This is a genomic window from Vibrio sp. 10N.261.55.C5, assembly GCF_041470505.1.
GTDB classification, from domain to species: domain Bacteria; phylum Pseudomonadota; class Gammaproteobacteria; order Enterobacterales; family Vibrionaceae; genus Vibrio; species Vibrio crassostreae_C.
In genome coordinates, this window is record NZ_JBFRMS010000012.1 from 104860 (window position 1) to 128307 (window position 23448).

At 45.0% G+C, this 23448-nt stretch carries 17 protein-coding genes and 4 tRNA genes; 9 read left to right on the forward strand and 12 right to left on the reverse strand.

Annotation, left to right across the window (positions count from 1 at the left end):
* The first annotated feature begins 136 nt into the window (after window positions 1-136).
* From AB4263_RS05135 to AB4263_RS05145, 3 genes are read left to right on the forward strand one after another with little or no spacing between them, the layout of a single operon-like run.
* Entirely contained in the window at window positions 137-2575 is a 2439-nt protein-coding gene (locus AB4263_RS05135) for a DmsA/YnfE/YnfF family dimethyl sulfoxide reductase (RefSeq protein WP_017060996.1), read from the forward strand.
* Between the two features lie 11 nt (window positions 2576-2586).
* A complete protein-coding gene (locus tag AB4263_RS05140) occupies window positions 2587-3207 on the forward strand; it encodes a DMSO/selenate family reductase complex B subunit (protein ID WP_004733360.1) in 621 nt (206 codons plus the stop codon).
* 1 nt (window position 3208) lies between these two features.
* Window positions 3209-4054 (forward strand): DmsC/YnfH family molybdoenzyme membrane anchor subunit, encoded by an 846-nt coding sequence (locus tag AB4263_RS05145; protein WP_017060997.1) that lies wholly within the window; start codon window positions 3209-3211, stop codon window positions 4052-4054.
* Window positions 4055-4228: 174 nt separating this feature from the next.
* Here AB4263_RS05145 and AB4263_RS05150 read toward each other — a convergent pair whose 3' ends face one another.
* Window positions 4229-5467: a CinA family nicotinamide mononucleotide deamidase-related protein gene (locus AB4263_RS05150; protein ID WP_372097789.1), complete on the reverse strand. Its 1239-nt coding sequence runs from the start codon at window positions 5465-5467 to the stop codon at window positions 4229-4231.
* A gap of 210 nt (window positions 5468-5677) precedes the next feature.
* On the opposite strand from AB4263_RS05150, the gene AB4263_RS05155 reads away from it, so the two are divergent.
* A complete protein-coding gene (locus tag AB4263_RS05155) occupies window positions 5678-6586 on the forward strand; it encodes a DUF3943 domain-containing protein (protein WP_372097791.1) in 909 nt (302 codons plus the stop codon).
* A 267-nt stretch (window positions 6587-6853) separates the two neighbouring features.
* Window positions 6854-7366, forward strand: coding sequence for a glycine cleavage system protein R (locus tag AB4263_RS05160; protein ID WP_017061000.1), 513 nt, complete (start codon window positions 6854-6856; stop codon window positions 7364-7366).
* Window positions 7367-7439: 73 nt separating this feature from the next.
* Here AB4263_RS05160 and nspC read toward each other — a convergent pair whose 3' ends face one another.
* The 10 genes from nspC to uvrY form a co-directional block, all read right to left on the reverse strand.
* Window positions 7440-8579 carry a carboxynorspermidine decarboxylase gene (gene nspC, locus AB4263_RS05165; RefSeq protein WP_017063550.1) on the reverse strand — a complete coding sequence of 380 codons (1140 nt, stop codon included), beginning with the start codon at window positions 8577-8579 and terminating at the stop codon, window positions 7440-7442.
* A gap of 199 nt (window positions 8580-8778) precedes the next feature.
* A complete protein-coding gene (locus AB4263_RS05170; RefSeq protein WP_017061002.1) occupies window positions 8779-10032 on the reverse strand; it encodes a carboxynorspermidine synthase in 1254 nt (417 codons plus the stop codon).
* Window positions 10033-10040: 8 nt separating this feature from the next.
* On the reverse strand, window positions 10041-12992 hold the full coding sequence (locus tag AB4263_RS05175; protein ID WP_372097793.1) for a pyridoxal phosphate-dependent class III aminotransferase: 2952 nt from the start codon (window positions 12990-12992) through the stop codon (window positions 10041-10043).
* Window positions 12993-14271: 1279 nt separating this feature from the next.
* A tRNA-Gly gene (locus AB4263_RS05180) sits at window positions 14272-14347 on the reverse strand.
* Between the two features lie 32 nt (window positions 14348-14379).
* A tRNA-Leu gene (locus tag AB4263_RS05185) sits at window positions 14380-14466 on the reverse strand.
* An 80-nt stretch (window positions 14467-14546) separates the two neighbouring features.
* Window positions 14547-14622, reverse strand: a tRNA-Gly gene (locus AB4263_RS05190).
* Window positions 14623-14658: 36 nt separating this feature from the next.
* Window positions 14659-14732 (reverse strand) — tRNA-Cys (locus AB4263_RS05195).
* A 266-nt stretch (window positions 14733-14998) separates the two neighbouring features.
* Window positions 14999-15556, reverse strand: a complete 558-nt coding sequence (gene pgsA / locus AB4263_RS05200) for a CDP-diacylglycerol--glycerol-3-phosphate 3-phosphatidyltransferase (protein ID WP_017061490.1) — start codon at window positions 15554-15556, stop codon at window positions 14999-15001.
* A gap of 46 nt (window positions 15557-15602) precedes the next feature.
* Window positions 15603-17435 (reverse strand): excinuclease ABC subunit UvrC, encoded by a 1833-nt coding sequence (uvrC, locus tag AB4263_RS05205; protein ID WP_029235668.1) that lies wholly within the window; start codon window positions 17433-17435, stop codon window positions 15603-15605.
* A gap of 15 nt (window positions 17436-17450) precedes the next feature.
* Window positions 17451-18095 carry a UvrY/SirA/GacA family response regulator transcription factor gene (gene uvrY, locus AB4263_RS05210; protein ID WP_004729778.1) on the reverse strand — a complete coding sequence of 215 codons (645 nt, stop codon included), beginning with the start codon at window positions 18093-18095 and terminating at the stop codon, window positions 17451-17453.
* Window positions 18096-18521: 426 nt separating this feature from the next.
* On the opposite strand from uvrY, the gene AB4263_RS05215 reads away from it, so the two are divergent.
* The gene (locus AB4263_RS05215) at window positions 18522-20885 is read left to right on the forward strand and encodes a DNA polymerase II (protein ID WP_372097795.1); all 2364 of its coding nucleotides are present in this window, start codon (window positions 18522-18524) and stop codon (window positions 20883-20885) included.
* 93 nt (window positions 20886-20978) lie between these two features.
* On the opposite strand, the gene AB4263_RS05220 is transcribed toward AB4263_RS05215, so the two are convergent.
* Window positions 20979-21746 carry a hypothetical protein gene (locus AB4263_RS05220; protein ID WP_017061494.1) on the reverse strand — a complete coding sequence of 256 codons (768 nt, stop codon included), beginning with the start codon at window positions 21744-21746 and terminating at the stop codon, window positions 20979-20981.
* 137 nt (window positions 21747-21883) lie between these two features.
* Between AB4263_RS05220 and yeiP the strand changes: the two genes are divergently transcribed.
* The 3 genes from yeiP to AB4263_RS05235 all read left to right on the forward strand — a co-directional run bounded on the left by yeiP (window position 21884) and on the right by AB4263_RS05235 (window position 23423).
* Window positions 21884-22453, forward strand: a complete 570-nt coding sequence (gene yeiP / locus AB4263_RS05225) for an elongation factor P-like protein YeiP (RefSeq protein ID WP_017055115.1) — start codon at window positions 21884-21886, stop codon at window positions 22451-22453.
* Between the two features lie 10 nt (window positions 22454-22463).
* The gene (locus AB4263_RS05230; protein WP_004741258.1) at window positions 22464-22793 is read left to right on the forward strand and encodes an HI1450 family dsDNA-mimic protein; all 330 of its coding nucleotides are present in this window, start codon (window positions 22464-22466) and stop codon (window positions 22791-22793) included.
* Between the two features lie 147 nt (window positions 22794-22940).
* Window positions 22941-23423 carry an RNA methyltransferase gene (locus AB4263_RS05235; RefSeq protein ID WP_017061495.1) on the forward strand — a complete coding sequence of 161 codons (483 nt, stop codon included), beginning with the start codon at window positions 22941-22943 and terminating at the stop codon, window positions 23421-23423.
* Window positions 23424-23448: the final 25 nt, after the last annotated feature.

Sequence of the window (23448 nt, forward strand, 5' to 3'; positions counted from 1 at the left end):
TCTATTTTATACATTCAATTCATAAACTTTAAATTCCACACTTATTTGATGCCAATCAATCAATAATTCGAAATAAATACATAAAGAACAAACTACCTATAAAGTGCTAGCTATCAATAGTAAAAGGCATCTTAGAATGACGAATAAGAAAGAATCTGGGGTAATGAATCTTACTCGAAGAGGCTTCATGAAAGCTTCCTCTGCAGTAGGTAGTGCAGCTGCACTTGCGGGCGGTATTGCATTACCTTTCAAATCCAAACCAGTAGCGGCTGCAGTTGCTGAAAATGTGGATGAGAAAATCGTATGGAGTGCATGTACAGTAAACTGTGGCTCTCGCTGCCCACTGCGTATGCATGTACAAAACGGTGAAATCAAATACGTAGAAACAGACAACACAGGCACTGACGAATACGGTCATCACCAAGTTCGTGCGTGTCTACGTGGTCGCTCGATGCGCCGCCGTGTTTATAACCCAGATCGCCTAAAGTACCCAATGAAACGTGTGGGTAAACGTGGTGAAGGTAAGTTTAAGCGTATTAGCTGGGAAGAGGCCTATGATGAAGTCGCTGGCACCATGCAACGCCTTATCAAAGACTACGGTAACGACACTATCTACCTAAACTACGGTACAGGTACGCTGGGCGGCACGGTTACTAAATCTTGGCCACCAGCTCAAACGCTGATTGCTCGTCTAATGAACCTAAGTGGTGGTTACTTAAACCATTACGGTGACTACTCAACAGCGCAAATCACGAAAGGCTTGAGCTACACCTACGGCGGTTGGGCAAACAACAACTCTTTCTCTGATTTAGAGAACACTAAACTTAATATTCAGTTTGGTAACAACCCTGCTGAGACGCGTATGTCTGGTGGCGGCCAGATCCACCACTACGTTGAAAGCAAAAACAAATCAAACGCAAGAACGATCATCATCGACCCTCGCTACACCGATACTGCCGGTGGCCGTGAAGATCAATGGATCCCAATTCGTCCTTCTACAGATGCGGCATTGGTAGCGGGTCTTGCACACGTGATGATCACTGAAGACCTTGTCGACCAACCGTTCCTAGACAAATACTGTGTCGGTTACGATGAGAAGACCCTTCCTGCATCAGCGCCTAAAAACAGCGACTACAAATCTTACATCCTAGGTTTAGGTGAAGATGGCGTAGAGAAGACACCAGAATGGGCTTCTAAGATCACGGGTATTCCAGTTGACACCATCGTTAAGCTTGGCCGTGAAATGGGCACAGCGAAACCCTGTGCGATTCACCAAGGTTGGGGCTTACAACGCACTGCGAACGGTGAACTAGCGTGTCGTGCAATCGCGATGCTGTCACTGCTCACTGGTTCTGTGGGCGTATCAGGCGGTTCAACCGGCGCTCGTGAAAGCGACATCAACATTCCATTTGTGCGCTTCCCTACTGTGCCAAACCCAGTTGAAACGTCTATTTCAATGTTCATGTGGACAGACGCGATTTACCGTCACCATGAAATGACCGACATCACTGATGGTGTTCGCGGTGCAGAGCGCCTTAAGAACCCAATCAAGATGATCTGGAACTACGCAGGTAACTGCATCATTAACCAACACTCAGACATCAACAAGACTCACGCGATTCTTCAAGATGAAAGTGCGTGTGAAATGATTGTCGTGGTTGATAACCATATGACGTCTTCAGCGAAGTACGCCGATATCATCCTGCCAGACTTAACAACGTCTGAGCAAGACGACTGGTGTATGGACGGTAAAGCGGCGAACATGCCTTACTTCATCTACGCGCAGAAAGCGATTGAGCCTCAGTTTGAAGCAAAATCTATCTACGAGATGTGTACTCAGCTTGCGAAAAGAATGGGCGTAGAAAAAGAGTTCACCGAAGGCCGTACTCAAGAGCAATGGATTGAGCACCTTTACGCAGAAACTCGTAAGAACGATCCAACACTGCCAACCTTCGAAGAGATGAAAGAGCTGGGTATCTACAAACGTAGCTACGACCACCACTACATCGCTTATGAAGATTTCCGTAAAGATCCTGAAGCGAACCCACTGACCACACCAAGTGGCAAGATCGAGATCTACTCAGAGCAACTGGCTGATATCGCGAAGACTTGGAAGCTGAAAGAAGACGAAGTGATTCACCCACTTCCGATTTACGCGGACTCTTTCGAAGGTCATAACGACCCACTAGCAGAGAAGTACCCACTTCAGCTAACCGGTTTCCACTACAAGGCTCGTACTCACTCGACTTACGGCAACGTTGCAGAAATCAAAGCAGCAGCACCGCAAGAGTTGTGGATCAACCCAATCGATGCAAAAGAACGTGGTATTGAAAGCGGCGACATGGTGAGTATTTTCAACGACCGTGGCGAAGTACATATTCCAGCGAAAGTGACACCTAGGATTCTTCCTCGAGTTGTCGCACTAGGCGAAGGTGCATGGTACGCACCAGATGGTCAGAAGATCGACCATGCAGGCTCTATCAACGTGCTGACGACTCAGCGCCCGAGCCCACTTGCTAAGGGTAACCCTCAGCATACAAACCTAGTTCAAATCAAAGCGCTAAAGAAAGCATAAGGTAGGTTGGAATGAAACAATACGGCTTTTACATTGATTCAAGTAAATGCACGGGTTGTAAAACCTGTCAGCTTGCTTGTAAAGATTATAACGATCTAGACATCAAAACGAACTACCGTCGCGTATACGAATATGCCGGTGGTGGTTTCACTCAAGATGGTGATACCTGGGTTCAGAAAGATGTCTTTTCTTACTACCTATCTATCGCTTGTAACCACTGTACTAACCCAGCGTGTGTGAAAGTGTGTCCTTCGGGCGCAATGCACAAACGTGATGAAGACGGTTTGGTTGTGGTTGATGAGAGCGTATGTATTGGTTGTCAGCACTGTAGCAATGCGTGTCCTTACGGCGCACCACAATACAATGCTAAGAAAGGTCATATGACGAAATGCGATGGTTGTTACCAACGTGTTTCTGAAGGCAAACAGCCTATCTGTGTTGAGTCTTGCCCACTTCGTGCATTGGAGTTTGGTGAAATCAATACACTTCGCGAGAAGTACGGCTCTGGTGCGGATGTGGCTCCACTGCCATCTTCAACAGAAACGCTACCAAACATCGTGATTAAGCTGAACAAAAACGCGAAGCCGACTGGCGATACCAGCGGTCACCTAGCAAACCCGAAGGAGGTGTAAGATGATTTTTCATGAGTGGTCTTTAATCTTCTTTACGGTGCTGGCGCAAACTGCGGTTGGTGGTTACTTACTGATTGGCGCACGTGCACTGGTACTTGGTCATGACGAAGAGAAGCTGAACAGCTACAAGGTTCCAATGTTTATCCTATGGGTACTGATGGGTCTTGGCTTCATGTTCTCGACAACGCACCTTGGCTCTCCACTGCGCGCGTTTAACGCTTTTAATCAGCTAGGTTCGGCTTGGTTGTCTAACGAAGTGTTCTTCGGTGCGGCATTCTTCGCTGTCGGTGGCCTGCAATGGTTACTGTCGGTAGTCAAGAAAGGTGGCGTTGCTATCCAGAAAGCACTGATGGTTGGCGCGATGGTACTGGGTGTTATCTTCATGTACGCGATGATCAACGTATACATGATCAACACAGTACCGACGTGGGACAACATCTACACACCACTGAGCTTCATCATGACGATGGTTGTGGGTGGCTTGCTGTTATCTCAGTTCGTGATTGTATTCGCAAACGACAGCCGCTTTACGGTTGACCGTAACATCACCATGTTGGCTGTTATCGCTGTTGCTATCAGCTTGCTTGTGACAGTAGGAAAACTGAACCTAATCGGAGACATCCAAACTTCAGCGGCAAAAGCGTCTGAGTTAGTCGATGGTTTAGGTAGCTATGTGATTCTTCAAGTGGCACTGCTAATGGCAAGCTTGTTGATTTGGATTCTACCTATGCTGAACAAAGCAAAAGTGAACCCAGTTAACCTTGGCTTAGCACTAGTATTGTTCTTGGCTTCAGAGTTAATCGGCCGTGGTTTGTTCTACAGCCTACATATGACAAGCGGTTTGTAATCGAGTTCTTACAGACATGAGTTGCGTGTAAACATCGCTGCTTGTTTGGTTATCTAGAAGGCTAGATAAACAAAAGGCCCAACACCTATTTAGATGTTGGGCCTTTTTATTTCGTTTTTTCTAGCGTTTTTAATACAGACTTAGCGAGTTCGCTTACATCGTTAGCTTACATAGCTACTTAATGATAGCCGCTGGAATAAACATGTCTTTTAATCGCTTAACCGAAGAATAAATACCAAACATCGGTTTGTTATCTAAATGCCTTCTCAGCATATCGGCGGCAACGGTCTTAATCACGTTGCGTTGGTCTTCACGCGAGTACTGACGATAAAACTCAAGTACCTGCCCCCACTCGCCTGCTTCAGTCGACAATGCAACGCTGAATGTGTTGCCTTCCAGCTTACCAGTCACCAAAGCCAATTCAGTTCCGCACTTATCTCTTGTTGCTCCAGCCAGCGCAAAGGTCGCGGCTAATGGATCGCTCTTTTCAAGTTCGCTCTCTTTTGACTCAGCCATCACCCATGAGTGTCCGAAGCAATCTTCTATCTGCTCATTCAATTGCAGCCACGCTGACAGTGAACCTTTGGTCGACACTTCAGACACAGATAACGTCTTCTTTTTTTCCGCCATGATGTGTCCAATATGGTCAATCATCGGCTCATCAACACTAACGACATTACTCTCTAGCAGCTTGTAAACCATCTGCAGAAGCTTAACGCGAGTTTCTAAGTCTGCCTTAGGACCAAACAGTTTGACCTCAATGAACGGCAGATAAGAGCGATAACCAAGTTCATAACCTTCTGGCAGCTTTAGTTGATCCAAAACATCAGAGATACCGGACTCAGACAAACCAAACGTAAACAGTCGACTGCATTCAGAGGCAACCACTTGAGGGTAGGTACACGACAAGTCAGGAAGAATCTCAAACGTCACCATGCGCTTGAATTCACTTGGTACACCCGGCGTGAAATAGAAAGTCGCATCGTTAATTTTCAGTTTGAAGCCACAAGCCGTCCCCACAGGGTTATCGACAATCTCTGAACTCGCAGGTAACAAAGCTTGTTTAAGGTTGCTGTCTGGCATTGGCATGCCACGTCCAGAGAACATCTCTTCCATACGAGCAAGCCATTCAGGGAACATGACGAGTTTCTGCTCGGAAGCAGCTGCAGCGGCGGCAGCACTCATATCATCGGTTGTCGGGCCTAAACCACCATTAACGATAACCACATCATAGTTAAAGCTCAGCATCAGCAGTTCTTCAACAAGAGCATTCATTTGATCACCCACAGTTGAGCGCTTAGCAAGCGCAAAACCATGCTGATAAAACTCAGCAGACATCCAAGCTGCGTTTGTATCTACAATGTCTCCATGAAGAACTTCTTCACCTGTGCTTAACATTGCGATTTTCGTCATATTTCTATCCCTTGTTGTCATAAAAAGACACTGCATTATTTACAAACTGGTCTATGGTTGAATTTGGAGCAATTCGCCTTTTCACTAATATTAATAATGTTAAACCTAAGGTTTTCTTAGGAAAAGCTATAAATTATTAGTTCCCTAAATCAGGCATTTAATAGATAATTGTGACCCTGATCAATTCCAAACTTTGTCATGGAGACCCTTGTGGCCAAATCACCGTTACTAGCAAAGGTTACTGCCGCATTTTCAATGCTAATGTCAGTTAACTCGGTTGCAAGCCAATACGACTTCGACCAGCCAATCAACCTTTCTTACTCGGATGAATGTGCTCAAGATTACTGTTTTAATGACAACTTGTACACCTACAAGCCTAGTACCAATTACGCACTGAGCGAGTCGAGTGATGAGTACGACTTCTCAACCCAACAACCAAAACACATGTTGGTGAGTCAGGAGAAAGATTGGGATTACCTAATGGGTCAAACCTACACCATTCTTGGCTTGAGTGTCGCGACAGTGGGTCTAATGACTCTGCTCCCTGAAAGTATTACTAAGTGGGATGATGACCAACGTGATATCAGCTCATTAGGTAAAAAGTGGAAAGATAACGTTTCTGCTGGTCCAACATGGGACCGTGACGAACACTTCCTAAACTACGTAATGCACCCATATTTCGGTGGTGTTTACTACACCGCAGCTCGACACGCAGGTTACGACGAGTTTGAGTCATTCTTATACTCTTGGACTATGTCGACGTTCTTCTGGGAATACGGCGTAGAAGCGTTTGCAGAAGTACCTTCATGGCAAGATCTCTTCATCACACCTTTCTTCGGTGCGGTTGTCGGTGAAATGATGCTAGAAGCAGAGCAGGATATCATTGCTTCAGGTGGCGAAGTGATGGGCTCTCAAACCATGGGTGATGTGTCGCTATTCTTCCTTAACCCTGTTGGACACATTCACTACTGGGTAAGTGACGCATGGGGCGGTGATGCAGAAGTTAACCTGAATACTAACCCTTGGTGGGATAACCAAGACGCTGCACGTTTTGCTTACGATGCTGGCGCACCATACGACTCTCAGTTTGTTGGTATGAACTTCAAAGTAACGTTCTAATTCGTCTCTAGTACTACTCAATATAAGTTATTGAGTATAAGTTGCTGAATCATCAATCACAGTGACAACTCTTCTAAAAAGCGGCTCTCTAGCCGCTTTTTTTGTGCCCTACTCTTCATTCTCTTTTTTTGCATCGAAGCTTAGTTTCAAAAATTGACCTAGGTCAAACATTGTTCGATGTAACCTTCTACACTGAAATTAAAGAACTTTATCGCGTGATATCAAACATTTAATTAGCAAAGAATAATTGAAACCTTGGGGGCTGATATGAACAGTACATTTATCGTAAACTTTATCGGAAAAGCATCACCAGCAACAATCAAACAGCTTGCTGCGGTTACTCACGAAAACGACGGCAAATGGCTCATCAGTAAAGTGAACTTTATTGAAGACCAAGTCGCAGGCGTACTAAAGGTTCAACTTCCAGCCATCAACGAATCGATTGTAAAAGAAGCGTTCAGCGCCAATCCAGATCTCATCGTGCAGTTTGTCGATTCCGATCATACACACAATGTTCAAGACACGGTCCATCACTTGAGACTCGACTCTAACGACCGAGCAGGTATCGTCAACGAAGTGACTCATGTATTGGATAGACAAGGAATCAGTATTCTCGATATGGATTGTCACCGCGTCTTTATCGCTGGTGGCGGCGGTGTTAGCTCAAGTCTATTCACATCAAAAATCGCCGTTAAGCTGCCAATCGAAGTACAGATCGACGACGTAGTTAATGAACTCGAAACGCTCAGTGAAGATACTCGTGTGATGATTGAAAGCTAAATAAACAAAATTAAAGAACAAAAAAGAGCAGCTCATTAGCTGCTCTTTGTATTGCTCTGAATTTGTGATTCAGTTACTTAACTGACCATTGTGATAATGAGCGTTTGAAGTCTTCATAGCCGAATTCATTTAGCTTCTGAACTTCACCACTGCTACGTTCACAGTAGATTGAAGGCATTTTAAGGCCATTGAACCAGTTCAATTTCACCATTGTGTAACCCGCGCTGTCTAACAGATGCAGCTTTTGACCAATCTTAAGTGGCTCATCAAAGCTCGCTTCGCAGAACTGATCGCCCGCAAGACATGAACACGAACCAATCACGTAGTCATGGCTGCCTGTTTCTGATGCTTCCAATACTGATGCGGGCTCATTGTAGATAAGCGTGTCAAGGCGGTGCGCCTCAGTCGCTGAATCCACAATCGCTGTTTTCTTCACGTTCTCAACAATATCGACCACTGTCACAACTAGGTCGGTTGTTTTAGTGATGATCGCTTCACCCGGCTCAAGATACATCTGCACACCGTGCTTTTCAGAGAAGGCTTTCAGCGCAAGACCGAGTTTTTCGATGTCATAGCCAGGCCATGTGAAGAACACACCTCCGCCCATGCTCACCCAGTCCAACTTATCTAAGTGCTCACCAAACTGTTCTGAGATTGAATCAAGCAGGCCGATAAACGCATCGACGTCTTTGTTCTCACAGTTCATGTGGAACATCACACCATTAATCTCATCGAAAATTTCTGGTTTGATGTGGTCAGCTTGCACGCCCAAACGCGAGAATTGACGTGCTGGATTCGCCAAGTCTTGCCCTGCGTAGCTCACGCCCGGATTTAAACGTAAACCCAGTGAAGCTTTACCTTCAACAATATGACGGTAAGCAGCAAGTTGGCTTTGAGAATTGAAGATCATCTTGTCGCAGATGTCAGCAACCTCTCTCACGTCATCTTCACTGTAGCCCACACTGTAAGCATGAGTTTCACCGCCAAAAGTTTCGTGACCTAATTTCACTTCATAAGGGCCAGAACTAGTAGTACCGTCTAGGTACGGTTTGATGATGTCAAACACGCCCCAAGTCGAGAAGCACTTAAGCGCAAGTACCAATTTCACACCTGAAATCTCTTTCAGTTGCTTGGCTTTTTCTAAGTTCGCAATCAACTTGTCTTCGTTGATCATGAAATATGGGGTTTTTAGTTCTTCTTTCTTAAACGTCATTTTTGTAAACACTCAAGCAGCATCTATAGATGGAAAGGTAAATTAACAATTTTGGTGTGATTTATTTTGATTTTGTCCTGTCCGAGCGCAGTGAGTTACAAAATCAAAATAAATGATACCAAAGCTTCAAGGCTATCATCATCGAAAAGGGAACAATCCATGTCCCCTTTAATTAGCAATCAAAACAAGAAATCAGTTCTTATTTTTTCAGCTCATGAATCACTGGAAGACCTTGGCCTGCTTCAAGCTCTTGAACATGCCAATCTAGACCAATTTCCGGCATAGTTGCTAGGAACGGATCTGGATTTAACTGTTCCATGTTGAACACGCCTTTATCAGCCCATTCGCCACGGAAGAACTGAAGTGCAGCGGTAATCGCTGGAACACCAGTTGTGTAAGAGATCGCTTGGTGCTCTACGTCTTCGTAAGCCACTTCGTGGTCTGCGTTATTGTAGATGAATACGCTACGCTCTTTACCATCTTTCTTACCTTGAACCCAAGTACCGATACACGTTAAACCAGTGTAACCCGGAGCTAGAGATGTTGGATCCGGTAGTAGTGCTTTAAGAACATGCAGAGGCTGAACCACAGTACCATCGTGCAGTGTTAGCGGATCTGGGCTAAGAAGACCGATATCACGCATGCAGTTGAAGTAGTTCAAGTATGCATCACCAAAGCCCATCCAAAATTCGATACGCTTAGCTGGGATGAACTCTTTCATTGAACGAACTTCATCGTGCGCCATTGAGTAAACTTTGTGAGAACCACAGTTCGGGAATTCAAACTCAAGCATACGAGAGTGACAAGGTACTTGTTTCCACTCTTCATTTTCCCAGTAGAAAGAATCGCCTTGGATCTCAAGCATGTTGGTTTCTGGGTCAAAGTTTGTCGCAAACTTCTTGCCGTGGTCACCAGCATTCACATCCATTACATCAATTGAGTCAATCTCATCGAACAAGTGCTTAACCGCGTATGCAGCAAAGATTGATACCACACCTGGATCGAAACCAGCACCAAGAATACCTGTGATGCCTGCTTCAGCGAACTTCTCACGGTAGCCCCACTGCCAATCGTAAGCTTGTGGTACTTGTTGGCCTTCAGAACATAGGTCAACCGCTACCGATGTATCTAAATAAGAAACTTTAGATTGGTAACATGCTTCCATGATTGCCATGTTTACCCAAGGAGGACCAGCGTTGATCACTAGATCCGGCTGAACTTCTTTAATCAAAGCAACAAGCGCATCAACATCATCAGCGTCTACTGAACGTGCTTCTAGTTTCTTAGTTGAATCTTTAAGGTTGTTTTTGCCCTTGATAGATTCGATGATTTTTTCACACTTCGCGATTGTGCGAGAAGCGATTGTGATATCACCCAGTACTTCGTTATTTTGTGCTGCTTTGTGTGCAACAACCCAACCAACGCCGCCTGCACCAATTTGTAGAATAGCCATAGTATTAATTACCCTTGTTGTTCTGCTAGCTCAGTGGCTAGAGTTTGAATTTTGTTAATTAGAGATTTGAAATCTGATGTCTTTAGGCACGGATTCAAGATAGTGAATTTAAGCGCACTCTTACCATCCACGACCGTTTCGCCAAGCACGGCAACACCACGAGTCAAAGCTTCCAGTCTTAACGTTTGATTCAGTTTGTCTAAATCTAGCTCACCGTTTGCTGATTGCCCATTGCGAGGCACCGATCGGAACAGCACAGTAGACAGTGACGGCTCAGCAAGCAGTTCAAAATCGTCATGCTTCTGAATCAGGTCTGCAACTTGAAGCGTCTGCTCTAGGAGATGATCGTACATATCACCCAACTGCTTTGGCCCAACGCTTTGCATCGTCATGAAGACTTTCAATGCATCAAAACGCTTGGTGGTCGCAATAGACTTATCGACAAGATTTGGCAGCTCATCGTGCTCGCGATTCAAGTAGTCTGCGTGATGCAGTAGGAACTTAAAGTTCGCTTTGTCTTTCAGCAACACAGCACCACAGCTGATTGTTTGGAAGAACAACTTGTGGAAATCAACGCTAACTGAATCCGCTTTCTCGATGCCTTTCAGGCGAGCTTTATGGCTACTTAAGATAAGCGCGCCACCGTAAGCACTGTCGACATGGAACCAAAGATCTTGTTGGTTGGCGATGTCAGCAATCGCTTCAAGGTTATCAATAGCACCGTGATCGGTCGTACCCGCAGTACCGACAACAGCAAAAGGAATCAACCCTTGTGCTTTAAGCGCTTTCACTTCTGCGTCTAGCAAGTCAGGTTTGATAGTGCCGTTTGCATTGGTGTCAACACAGCACACTGCCGCTTCGCCTAGCCCTAGTAGAGAGGCTGACTTCTGAACCGTGAAGTGAGATTTCTTTGAACATAAGATACGCAGCTTGCTCGCGTATTCTGGTAAGCCTAGCTTTTGGATAGAATGACCATTGTGCTTATCCGCGACCCAGTCTCTCGCAAGCAATAAACCCATTAGGTTACTTTGCGTGCCACCGCTAGTGAAAACACCGTCAGCTTGTGCGCCAAGTTGGTATTTGTCACACATCCAATCCACAACGCGCTGCTCAACATAAGTCGCAGCCGATGCTTGGTCCCATGAATCCATTGATTGGTTCAACGCCGCGATAATCGATTCCGCAGCGACAGAAGCCATAAGAGGTGGAGTGTGAAGGTGTGCAATACAGTCTGGGTGTTGCACGAAGATGGAGTTTGCAGCGACAAGGTCTGCAGTGCTATCGACAACATCAACCAAAGCATGTTGATTGTTATCGAGGTCGACAGCATTGATAGCTGCTTCTAGCACTTTTGGATCTAAACCCGAATAAGGGGTTTCAACCTGTTCAAAAACCGCTTTCATCGCTTGAGTGGTTTGGTTCATCACGTTAGCAAATTCGTCGCTACCGCCTAAACCTGTATGGATGAAATGCTTGTTCCATTCTTGGTTTGCTTGTTCGCTTGAAGTTGGGTCTTGTTGTAAGCCACCACCAGCTGCGATGATCGCTTCTTCCATTACGCGGAGTGCAAAGTCAATCTGCTCAAAAGAGATAATCATTGGCGGAAGGAAACGAATTACCGAGCCATCACGACCACCCTTTTCAACCATCAAGCCACGCTCTAACGCTGCTCGTTGAATCGCTAGGGTTAGTTCGCCGTCTGATTGTGGTTCGCCAAACTTGTTAAGCTCACCATTTGGTTGTTTGATCTCAGCACCGAGCATCAGGCCTTTACCACGAACTTCAGCAATACAGCTAACGCGTGATTGAATCTTCTCAAGCCCGTGACGTAAATATTGGCCTGCGATGTTCGCGTGCTCAACTAAGCCATCTCGTTCGATGATCTCCAACGCCTTAGCGCCAGAGACCATTGCTAATTGGTTACCACGGAATGTACCGGTGTGCTCACCCGCTTTCCATGTATCAATGCTCTTATCGAACACAAGCAGCGACATAGGCAGTCCGCCACCAATCGCTTTAGACAAACATAAGATATCTGGGTTAACGCCAGACTCTTCAAACGCAAATCGATGGCCAGTTTTGCCCACACCACACTGAATCTCATCAAAAATCAGTAGGATGCCGTGCTCATCACAGATGCGACGTAGGCCTTGTAACCAAGATGCTGGAGCAGGAATCACACCGCCCTCACCTTGCACAGGCTCAACGATCATCGCCGCCGGTTTCATGATGCCAGACTCGTCATCATTCAACATACGTTCGATGTAACGAATGCTCGCGTTAGCACCCGCTTCACCACCAATACCAAACGGGCAGCGTAGGTTGTATGGGAAAGGCATGAAGTGCACATCAGACATCAAGCCGCTACGACGCTCTTTAGTGCCGAGGTTACCCATCATACCCATGGTGCCGTTCGTCATACCATGGTAAGCACCACGGAAAGCAAACATGGTGTTGCGACCTGTGGTTTGCTTGGCGAGCTTGATCGCCGCTTCCACAGCGTCAGCGCCAGATGGGCCACAGAATTGAAGAACCGAGTTATTTGAAAATTCTTGAGGAAGAAAAGCTTTAACTCGCTTGATAAACGTCTCTTTTGCTTGAGTCGTGATATCAAGTGTTTGGTATGGCAAACCAGAATCGAGTTGGTCTTTAAGTGCTTGGTTAATCTCAGGGTGGTTGTAACCCAGAGAAAGTGTACCTGCACCGGCTAAGCAATCGAGAAAGAGTTGGCCACGAGTATCTTCAACTAAAGCGCCACATGCTCGTTTAATAGCAATAGGCAGGCGTCTTGGGTAAGAGCGAACATCCGACTCATGCTGTTCTTGCTCTAGCAAAATAGCGTCAGGTGTTAGGTCGTACGTTCCCTCTAAGATAGGAACCATAGTTGAAAATGAATTTGCGATAGTATTGATATCGACTTCAAAGGCGGTAGTCATAAAAGTCCCCTTGAATGTGTTCATACTCACCTCCATCAGACGCAATTACCCACCAACTCTCGTTAAATTTGGAGAGAGTTCATAGTGAAGTACACGTATTGTCTAGAAATGAGATATAGCTGTACGCTCGCATAAGTCAAATGACGAATACGAAATTAAGCCGTCTTAAGACAGCGATAAATTGTTAGCGTGAGCTCAAGGTTCAGTAATGCTACTGTTTTGAAGAATTGGACATTTTTGCAGGATCGGGCAGCTATGAGGAGCTGGTCCCTTTGGAAATGCAGAGCTGATTAGCAATGTTGTAATTAGTGTGTTCAATGTTGGGTTTCCCATTAACATGACGAACTGCGCCATAAGTATCCCGTCTATCAGCTAAAGGACTAGCCAATACCTACCCTACGTAATGTCCCAATCAGCAAGAATGGTCACTACGCGTATCCCCCAGAAGCAATCGTTGCTCTTCTTGAACATTTTCATTCCGAGATTGCGCGGGAAAGTAACATAAAGTGAAATGAACGATCAATAGTTTTTAGTAATAGCTTGATAAATAGCAGCGGTGGCTAAGCAATTGCTGTAAATATCGTCACACTATCGTTTGGAAAAGAGATCCCCGGTTCATTCGTTCCTCATACCCGAGGATGACGACGTGGGGTTATAAACGTTGCTAGAGAAGCTTTTAGGTCATGGCGTCACTCCCTAGAGCGAGGTATGAATTCATAGAGAACCCCTTACAACATGTCATTGTATTGCTTTATTCAAGAAACTATCTGATGCAATAGATTAAACTGAAGTTAATCAGCAAGCGGCAAGAGATCCCCGGTTCATTCGTTCCTCACACCCGAGGATGACGACGTGGGTGTACAGGCGGTGTTAGTGATGGCTTTGAGGCTGTGGCGCCTTTCCGTCATTCCTTAGCCTGAAGAATGAGTTCATTGGGAGTCCCTTACAACATGTCGATGTATTGTTTTATTCAGAAACTATCTGATGCAATAGATTAAACTGAAGTTAATCAGCAAGCGGCAAGAGCTCCCCGGTTCATTCGTTCCTCATACCCGAGGATGACGACGTGGGGTTATAAACGTTGCTAGAGAAGCTTTTAGGTCATGGCGTCTTTCCGTCATTCCCTAGCACGAGGAACAAGTTCATAGGGAATCTCGCTTTTAAAAACTAACTTGATTGCAACATTTGAAACAGAGATAGAAATGAATGTTGAGTGCGGATTCGAACAAGAAGAGTTCTTAAACGTAAAAGCTAAACGTCAGAAACCAAAAAGCCCGAACATTTCTGTTCGGGCTTCTTAATTTGGAGCGATACATCGGGTTCGAACCGATGACCTCAACCTTGGCAAGGTTGCGCTCTACCAACTGAGCTAGTATCGCATTTGCTTTATCGAGATAAAGACTTTAATAGATGGTGCCCCGGGCCGGACTTGAACCGGCACAGCGCGAACGCCGAGGGATTTTAAATCCCTTGTGTCTACCAATTCCACCACCAGGGCACGCAATTCTTTATTGCGATGCCGATTACTGAAAAGTAAAACACCATCTTAATGCTGACGCCAATCAACATTACAAAATTTGGAGCGATACATCGGGTTCGAACCGATGACCTCAACCTTGGCAAGGTTGCGCTCTACCAACTGAGCTAGTATCGCATTTTCATTCAAATTCTTTCTAGAAGAAAGAGAGAATGGAGGCGCCTCCCGGAGTCGAACCGAGGTCCACGGATTTGCAATCCGCTGCATAGCCACTCTGCCAAGGCGCCTTAGTAACTCCAACCGAATCGCTCATCGCCATCCTCTTGGGTACGGGATGCATTCTACGGATTCAGACGATTGAGTCAATATTATTTTTGTATTTTTAATTCGTTTGAATAGATTTCATACGAAACAGGCCAAATAGCTGACTTTATGTTCAAAACGCACTGTGAGCGGGTTATTCAAAGGAGATCTATATCACATTAGATATCCACTATTGATAACTTAACCTTAGGTTAAAGATCAAAAAAGCGAGCCTCAGCTCGCTTCTTCATCAATGATGTTTTTCGTCTAACAAATCGTCTTTGGCAGCCATCAAGTATTGTGCCATTGACCAATAAGTAAGAACGGTGGCGACATACAGTGCAATGTAACCTACCCACACCATCCAGTCGTCGTATCTCCAGATAAGTACCCAAAGAGCGAACATCTGAGAAACCGTTTTGACTTTACCAACCCAAGATACCGCAACACTTGCGCGTTTACCGATTTCAGCCATCCATTCACGAAGCGCTGAAATGATGATCTCACGAGCAATCATGGTCACGGCTGGAATAGTTATCCAAATAGAGTGGTAATGCTCTGTAATCAGGATAAGAGCCGTAGCGACCAACACTTTGTCAGCCACAGGGTCAATGAAGGCACCGAAGCGAGACGTTTGCCCTAACTTACGAGCTAGCATGCCATCTAGCCAATCAGTGAAACCGGCTACCCAAAACACCATCGCAGCAGCGAAAGGAGCCCATTGATAAGGTAGATAGAAAACGACAACGAATACTGGGATCAAAAATAGTCTCAGTAAGGACAAAATGTTAGGTATATTCAAACGCATATTATTGGGCTCTTATTAATTGCGCTTTAATGGTGCGGGATTTTTACTATTGTTTCAATGCTTGATAAATGTTTTCTGCCAAAGAATGACTAATGCCCGGCACTTTGGCTATTTCTTCGACAGTTGCACGCTTAAGTTCTTGTAAGCCACCCATATATTTCAGCAAAGCTTGACGACGTTTAGGTCCTACCCCTTCAATTCCTTCCAAAGCACTGGTTCTGCGCGTTTTACCACGTTTCGCCCTGTGCCCTGCAATCGCATGATTATGGCTCTCATCACGAATGTGCTGGATAAGATGCAGCGCTGGTGCATCGCTAGGTAAATTAAACTCTTCACCTTCAAGGGTTACCAAAGTTTCTAAACCCGGTTTACGCGTCACGCCTTTCGCAATACCCATCATTCTTGGTCTAAACGGCCAATCACCCCAATATTGAGAAATGATCTCATGAGCGCGGTTTAGCTGACCTTTACCACCATCGATAAAGATGATGTCTGGGATCTTGTCGACATCGAGTTGCTTCGAATAACGTCTCTCAAGCGCCTGAGCCATCGCTGCATAATCATCGCCACCTGTTATGCCGGTGATGTTGTAACGACGGTACTCTGGTTTAACCGGGCCTTCTTGATTGAACACCACACACGACGCAATCGTGCTTTCACCCATGGTATGACTGATATCAAAACATTCCATGCGCTTGATAGCATCCATCGACAGCACTTCTTGGAGCTCTTTGAAGCGCTGATTAATCGTCATCTTGTGATTAATCTTGGTGGTAATAGCCGTCAATGCATTGGTATTAGACAATTTAAGGTAACGACCTCGAGTACCTGAAGGGTTGGTATTGAAGTGAATCTTACGACCCGCTACTTCACACAAGGCTTCTTGAATCGGTGTGACATCTTCCATCAAATCGGCATTGAGAATCAAACGGGTTGGGATGGTTCTCGCTTCACTATGCGCAAGATAGTATTGGCTTAAAAAGCTCGAAAAGACCTCTTCTCGCACCGTATTGTTGGGAATTTTAGGGAAATGGCTTCTACTGCCTAAAACCTTGCCTTGGCGAATCATCAAGATATGAATACACGCTACGCCATTCTCTTGAGCAAATCCCAACACGTCCATATCTTCCATTGAATCGTCAGATACGTATTGTTGTTCTTGCACACGTCGAATCGCTTGGATTTGATCACGGAAAGCGGCAGCTTGTTCAAAACGAAGCTCACGGCTTGCCTTGTCCATTTTGTCGATGAGCGTCTCAAGGACTAATTTGTCTTTCCCTTGCAGGAACAGACGAACGTAGTCGATAAGTTCACTGTACTCTTCATCAGAGATGATTGAGCTAACACATGGCGCAGCACAACGACCAATCTGATACATCAAACACGGGCGCGTTCTATTGGCATAAACCGTATCTTCACACTGGCGGGCAGGGAAAATCTTTTGGATTAGGTGTAGCGTCTCACGCACAGCGCCGGAATCAGGGTAAGGACCAAAGTATTCGCCCTTTTTCTTCTTAGCACCACGGTGCATCGACAAACGAGGATGCTTGTGACCGCTAATAAAAATATAAGGGTACGACTTATCATCACGCAAAAGTACGTTGTATTTAGGCAAGTACTGCTTGATGTAGTTGTGCTCAAGAATGAGCGCTTCTGTTTCCGTGTGCGTTACAGTGACATCGATCTTGTCAATATTACTAACTAGAGCGCGTGTTTTTTCACTGTCGACTTTTTTACGGAAATAACTGGAAAGGCGTTTTTTGAGGTTCTTAGCTTTACCGACGTAAATAACGGCAGCCTCGGCGTTATACATTCGATAAACGCCGGGCTGCTCTGTTACTGTTTTGAGGAATGAGACTGAGTCAAACAAGTTGGTCACTATACGATCTCAGTGTTAAAGGGTCTCAGTGTCTAACATTCCATGTCTAATCGCTAAATGCGTCAGCTCTACATCGCCACTGATATCCAGCTTACTGAACAAGCGGTAGCGGTAACTGTTGACTGTTTTAGGACTTAGATTGAGTTGTTCTGAAATATCCGTCACTTTCTGACCTTTGGTAATCATCATCATGATTTGAAGTTCACGTTCAGATAAGTCTGCGAATGGATTTTCAGACGCAGGCGAGAATTGGCTCAAAGCCATCTGCTGCGCAATTTCTGGTGAAATGTATCGTTGGCCACTATTAACCACTCGAATTGCATTTACCATTTCATCCGGACCTGCCCCTTTAGTAAGGTAACCAGCAGCTCCAGCTTGCATCACTTTAGTTGGAAACGGATTTTCCGTATGAACAGTTAAAACGATGATTTTAACATCAGGGTTGAAACGCAAGATCTTCTTGGTTGCTTCTAAGCCACCAATACCAGGCATATTCATATCCATCAAAATAACGTCAGTATTGTTAGTACGACACCATTTTGCAGCATCTTCACCGCTTTCAGCTTCCCCTGCTACGTTCATTCCACGGACGTCTTCAATAATACGTCGTATCCCTGTGCGAACCAGCTCGTGATCATCTACAAGGAAAACATTTATCAAACTTGTATCTCCACACTATTAATTGGCTCTGCAACCACTGTGTCATTTCATCTGTTTGAAACAATTGAACAAAGGAACAGTGGATCGCAGCATTGAGTACATCTTAACTTAATTACTAAAAAAAAGCTCTGTTGAATATGTGCTGAAACACGAACTTTAGCAAGTACTTATTAACAAATAAGCTAACTAAAACAACAAGCTTTTTCTAAAAATCAACCAGTTAAAACAACACCCAATAAAATTACATAAGATAAAGATATTTTCAATACCATTGAATAACCATTCGCGACAATTTCACTTATTTGCTTATAGAGTCCCGTTATTTGCCTCTACTAACTAGAATTTAGTTAGTATTTTTACTGCCTTTTGTGCGCAGAGGGTCGCTAGATGGTAGTATTCGATTCCCCATTTCAATAGGTTACTACATTGGATATTCAGCAAGGCTTTGTACTCACAAGACAAGCAAGAGATTTTTCAAGGCGCACACAAATCGACTTGTGGTTAAGCACCCCTCAAGGCCCTACTCTGCTGACGATTCAAAATGAAAAACCGGTATTTTTTGTCGCTCAATCTGACGTTGAGGCATGTCAGGCAATCGCAGCGAAAGAGTCGATCGATTGCCAATTTAAGCCTCTAGAATTAGCCACATTCGAGCAAACACCTCTCGCCGCATGTTACACCTCATTGTCGAGAAGTAGCTTTGGTTTAGCACAAGCCTTTCACAGCGAAGAAATCCAGACCTTTGAAAGCGATATTCGACTCGCCGATCGATATCTGATGGAACGCTTTATCAAAGGCAGCATTGAGTTCACTGGGACTGCCGTGCAAAAAAGTCAGCACCTTAGAGTCTCCAATGCAAAATGCAGAACGGGCGAATACTTACCGAGTTTATCTGTGGTTTCGCTTGATATTGAATGCTCAGAAAAAGGTGTGCTTTATTCCATTGGCTTAGACAGCCCGATGGACAGCAGAGTCATCATGGTCGGCGAACCACAAGAGGCTGACACAAACGTCCAATGGGTTCCTAATGAGAAAGCGCTGCTTGAAGCTATGATTGCGTGGTTCTCCGAGTTTGACCCAGACATCATCATCGGTTGGAATGTCATTGATTTCGATTTTAGGCTGCTGCACAAACGTTCAGAATGGAACGAAGTGAAGCTCAGCATCGGTAGAGACAATCAACCAAGCTTTTTCCGTAGTTCTGCACAAAACCAGCAAGGCTTTATCACTATCCCAGGCCGCGTTGTGTTGGATGGCATCGACATGCTCAAGACAGCGACCTACCACTTCCGCTCTTGGTCTCTTGAATCGGTATCTCAAGAGCTACTCGGTGAAGGCAAAGACATCCACAACGTTCATGACCGCATGGATGAGATTAACCGGATGTTTAAGTTCGATAAGCCTTCACTCGCTAAGTACAACCTTCAAGACTGTGTGTTGGTAAACCGAATCTTCGAACATACCCACCTACTCGATTTTGCGATTGAGCGTTCGCGACTGACTGGTGTCGAGCTTGATCGTGTTGGCGGTTCTGTTGCTGCTTTTACTAATTTGTACCTACCACAGATACACAGAGCGGGTTATGTCGCGCCTAACTTAGAGCCTGAGAACTGGATTGCTAGCCCCGGTGGTTATGTGATGGATTCAATTCCCAACCTGTACGACTCTGTATTGGTGCTCGACTTCAAGAGCCTATACCCATCAATCATCCGCTCGTTCCTGATTGACCCTATGGGGTTAATCGAAGGATTGAAGCTGGAACTAGGCCCTGAAGAAAACCAAGCGGTCGAGGGTTTTAGAGGCGGTCAATTCCACCGTTCAAAGCACTTTCTGCCCGAGATGATCGAAAACCTTTGGGCTGCACGTGATGTGGCGAAGAAGAACAACGAGAAAGCGTTCTCTCAGGCGATTAAGATCATCATGAACTCATTCTATGGTGTGTTAGGTTCGTCTGGTTGTCGTTTCTTCGATACCCGGTTAGCGTCTTCAATTACCATGCGTGGACATGAGATCATGAAGCAAACCAAGGTTCTGATCGAAGACAAAGGCTATCAAGTGATTTACGGCGATACCGATTCAACCTTCGTGTCTCTGAACGGCAGTTATGATCAGCAAAAAGCAGACGAGATCGGGAACACACTGGTCGCTTACATCAACGATTGGTGGACGAATCACTTAAAAGAGACCCACAACCTAACCTCAATACTCGAATTGGAATACGAGACTCACTATCGCAAGTTTCTAATGCCGACCATTAGAGGTTCAGAAACCGGCTCGAAGAAACGTTATGCCGGATTAATCACTCAAGGCGATAAAGAAAAGATCATATTTAAAGGGCTTGAGAGTGCACGCACCGATTGGACACCTCTCGCACAGCAATTCCAACAAACCTTGTATGAGATGGTGTTTCACGATCAAGATCCAACCGACTACGTCAGACAGTTTGTTGATGAAACCTCTGCTGGCAAACATGATGATTTATTGGTGTATCAAAAGCGCTTACGCCGCAAATTACATGAATACCAAAAGAACATTCCGCCGCAGGTTCGCGCAGCTCGTATGGCCGATGAGATCAATGCTCAGTTAGGGCGCCCTCTTCAATACCAAAATAAAGGACGCATTGAGTATTTGATTACTCTGAGTGGCCCTGAGCCCAAGGAGTATTTAAAGAGTGGTATCGATTATCAGCACTATATCGACAAGCAGATTAAACCGGTCGCAGAGGCAATACTGCCCTTCATCGGTTTAGACTTTGAAAGAGTTACTGGGCAGCAGTTGGGTTTGTTCTAGCACTATATTCAATATGCTCTTAAAACGAAAAAAGCAGAGATATGTTCTTCAGCACACTCTGCTTTTTAGTATCAATGGATCGGTTATAAATCTCTATCCGATTCTGAACTCGGTTTTCTGATACTGCTTAATCAACCACTCACCAAAGCCATCAAGAATACCGATCACCGAACGTTTAGGGATTGGTCGACCAGAAAGTAAAATGCCCAACCTTTGGATTTCGACTTCTCGATCTGGGTGATACTTCAAGAACTGTTGGCCACATTCAACAGGATCATCGTACCAATATTTATCGCGGTACATCACCAGTGAGTAACTCGCCCGTAGAAGCTTCTTGGCAATAATCACCTGCGCAGCGACTTGTTGTTCTGGCGTTGTCGCTCGTGCGATCTTGTTGCGATACACCGCCAACCAGTTTTCCGCATCCATATTCCAGTGCTTAGCGATTTCCCAACTTGTTTCAAAATCACCATAGCAGTCTGATAAGTCTTCACCATGCACACACACGGCTAAATGCTTGAGCATAAAACCCCAAGTGAAGATATTGTCGAAATCGACTATCTCACTCACTAAGGTAGTTTTTATCGCCACTTGAGTTACCTGCGGGAAGCTCTTTTGGAAACGCCATTTGATGGTGTTCAACAAAGTGGTTCGTTGGTCAGGAAACGGTCGATGGGTCACCACAACCACATCTAGATTGGAGCGACCGAAGACGGCTTGCTTACGAGCCACACTGCCATAAATATAAATACTGTGCAGATTAGATCCTAACCCACCTTTTAGAAAGGTAATCAGATCGTTAACCACAGGTTGAAATTCAGGTTGAAAAGGCTGTGTTGGGTCAATAACGGGTAGCTGCATAGGTCGTTTCGGTAAATAAAATAATGATTTAACTATAACTCTATGATCGCCTAGGTGACTTTATGATTCAAGCTATTCCTATTTATAGCATCTCCGAGATATAATCAGCGGATAGACCCACTAAGGACAAACACAAAATGCCTAGAGCAAGTGAAATTAAAAAAGGTTTTGCTATCACAGTAGAAAGCAAAACAGTGATCGTTAAAGATATCGAAGTAACAACACCAGGCGGCCGTGGCGGCCAAAAGATTTACCGCTTCCGTGGTAACGATGTAGCAACTGGCGTTAAAACTGAAGTTCGCCACAAGGCTGACGAAATTGTTGAAACTATTGACGTAACTAAGCGTGCAGTAATGTTCTCTTACGTTGATGGCAACGAGTACATCTTCATGGACAACGAAGATTACACACAATTCATCTTCAACGGTGAGACTATCGAAGACGAACTACTGTTCATCAACGAAGAAACTCAAGGCATGTACGCGATCCTTATCGACGGCAACGCTGCAACGCTTGAGCTACCAACATCTGTTGAACTAGTTATCGAAGAGACTGATCCTTCAATCAAAGGTGCATCAGCGTCTGCTCGTACTAAGCCTGCTCGTCTTTCTACAGGTCTTACTATTCAAGTACCTGAATACATCGCGACTGGCGACAAAGTAGTAGTAAACACTGCTGAACGTAAATACATGAACCGCGCAAGCTAAGATACTTATTATGACCGAAGCTAACGACCTAATGTCTTATGACGACGCAATTGACACTGCATACGACATCTTCCTAGAGATGGCACCTGACAACCTAGAGCCTGCAGACGTGATTCTTTTCACTGCTCAGTTTGAAGATCGTGGCGCAGCAGAGCTTGTTGAAACTGGCGATGATTGGGTTGAACATGTTGGCTTTGAAGTCGACAAAGAGATCTACGCTGAAGTGCGCATTGGTCTTGTGAATGAAGCTGATGACGTTCTAGACGACGTATTTGCTCGCATGTTAATCAGCCGTGATCCAGAACATAAGTTCTGTCACATGCTGTGGAAACGCGACTAATACCGCTGTTGACGCTCATCTGCATGAGTAAACAAGTATTCATGTAAGCGAGTGAAAAGTTAGCCGAGCCCATTGCTCGGCTATTTTTATCACGCTATTTTACATCGTGATTCATCACTTTCATCATCAACGTTAGATTCACTGATTATGACCAAAGCAAAAACAGACACACAATCAAAAGGCTATGCCTGCATTGGCCTAGTTAACCCAAAGACGCCAGAAAACGTAGGCTCAGTGATGCGAGCAGCTGGCTGCTACGGCGCCAACTCTGTGTTTTACACTGGCACACGCTACGACCATGCGCGAAAATTCCATACCGATACCAAAGAAAAGCACTTAGCCCTGCCTTTGATTGGTGTTGAAGAGCTGAAAGATATTATTCCAGTAGGCTGCGTGCCGGTTGCTGTTGATCTGATTGAAGGTGCTAAGCCTCTACCTGATTACAAGCACCCACCACGTGCGTTTTACATTTTTGGCCCAGAAGATGGCACGCTAAAGAAAGAAATCACAGATTTCTGTCGTGAGACGATTTACGTTCCGACCAACGGCTGTATGAATCTAGCGGCATCAGTGAATGTTGTGCTTTACGACCGACTGGCGAAAGGCGATAACTTTTCGAATCATAAGTAAAAGAAACGAGATACGAGATACGAGA

Excerpts from the sequence above, each read along its gene's own strand:
- AB4263_RS05235 (WP_017061495.1), top strand. The coding sequence starts at position 22,941 with ATGACCAAAGCAAAAACAGACACACAATCAAAAGGCTATGCCTGCATT.
- AB4263_RS05220 (WP_017061494.1), bottom strand. The coding sequence starts at position 21,746 with ATGCAGCTACCCGTTATTGACCCAACACAGCCTTTTCAACCTGAATTT.
- AB4263_RS05140 (WP_004733360.1), top strand. The coding sequence starts at position 2,587 with ATGAAACAATACGGCTTTTACATTGATTCAAGTAAATGCACGGGTTGT.
- AB4263_RS05170 (WP_017061002.1), bottom strand. The coding sequence starts at position 10,032 with ATGGCTATTCTACAAATTGGTGCAGGCGGCGTTGGTTGGGTTGTTGCA.
- AB4263_RS05175 (WP_372097793.1), bottom strand. The coding sequence starts at position 12,992 with ATGAACACATTCAAGGGGACTTTTATGACTACCGCCTTTGAAGTCGAT.
- AB4263_RS05145 (WP_017060997.1), top strand. The coding sequence starts at position 3,209 with ATGATTTTTCATGAGTGGTCTTTAATCTTCTTTACGGTGCTGGCGCAA.
- yeiP (WP_017055115.1), top strand. The coding sequence starts at position 21,884 with ATGCCTAGAGCAAGTGAAATTAAAAAAGGTTTTGCTATCACAGTAGAA.
- AB4263_RS05135 (WP_017060996.1), top strand. The coding sequence starts at position 137 with ATGACGAATAAGAAAGAATCTGGGGTAATGAATCTTACTCGAAGAGGC.
- nspC (WP_017063550.1), bottom strand. The coding sequence starts at position 8,579 with ATGACGTTTAAGAAAGAAGAACTAAAAACCCCATATTTCATGATCAAC.
- AB4263_RS05150 (WP_372097789.1), bottom strand. The coding sequence starts at position 5,467 with ATGACGAAAATCGCAATGTTAAGCACAGGTGAAGAAGTTCTTCATGGA.
- pgsA (WP_017061490.1), bottom strand. The coding sequence starts at position 15,556 with ATGCGTTTGAATATACCTAACATTTTGTCCTTACTGAGACTATTTTTG.
- AB4263_RS05230 (WP_004741258.1), top strand. The coding sequence starts at position 22,464 with ATGACCGAAGCTAACGACCTAATGTCTTATGACGACGCAATTGACACT.
- AB4263_RS05160 (WP_017061000.1), top strand. The coding sequence starts at position 6,854 with ATGAACAGTACATTTATCGTAAACTTTATCGGAAAAGCATCACCAGCA.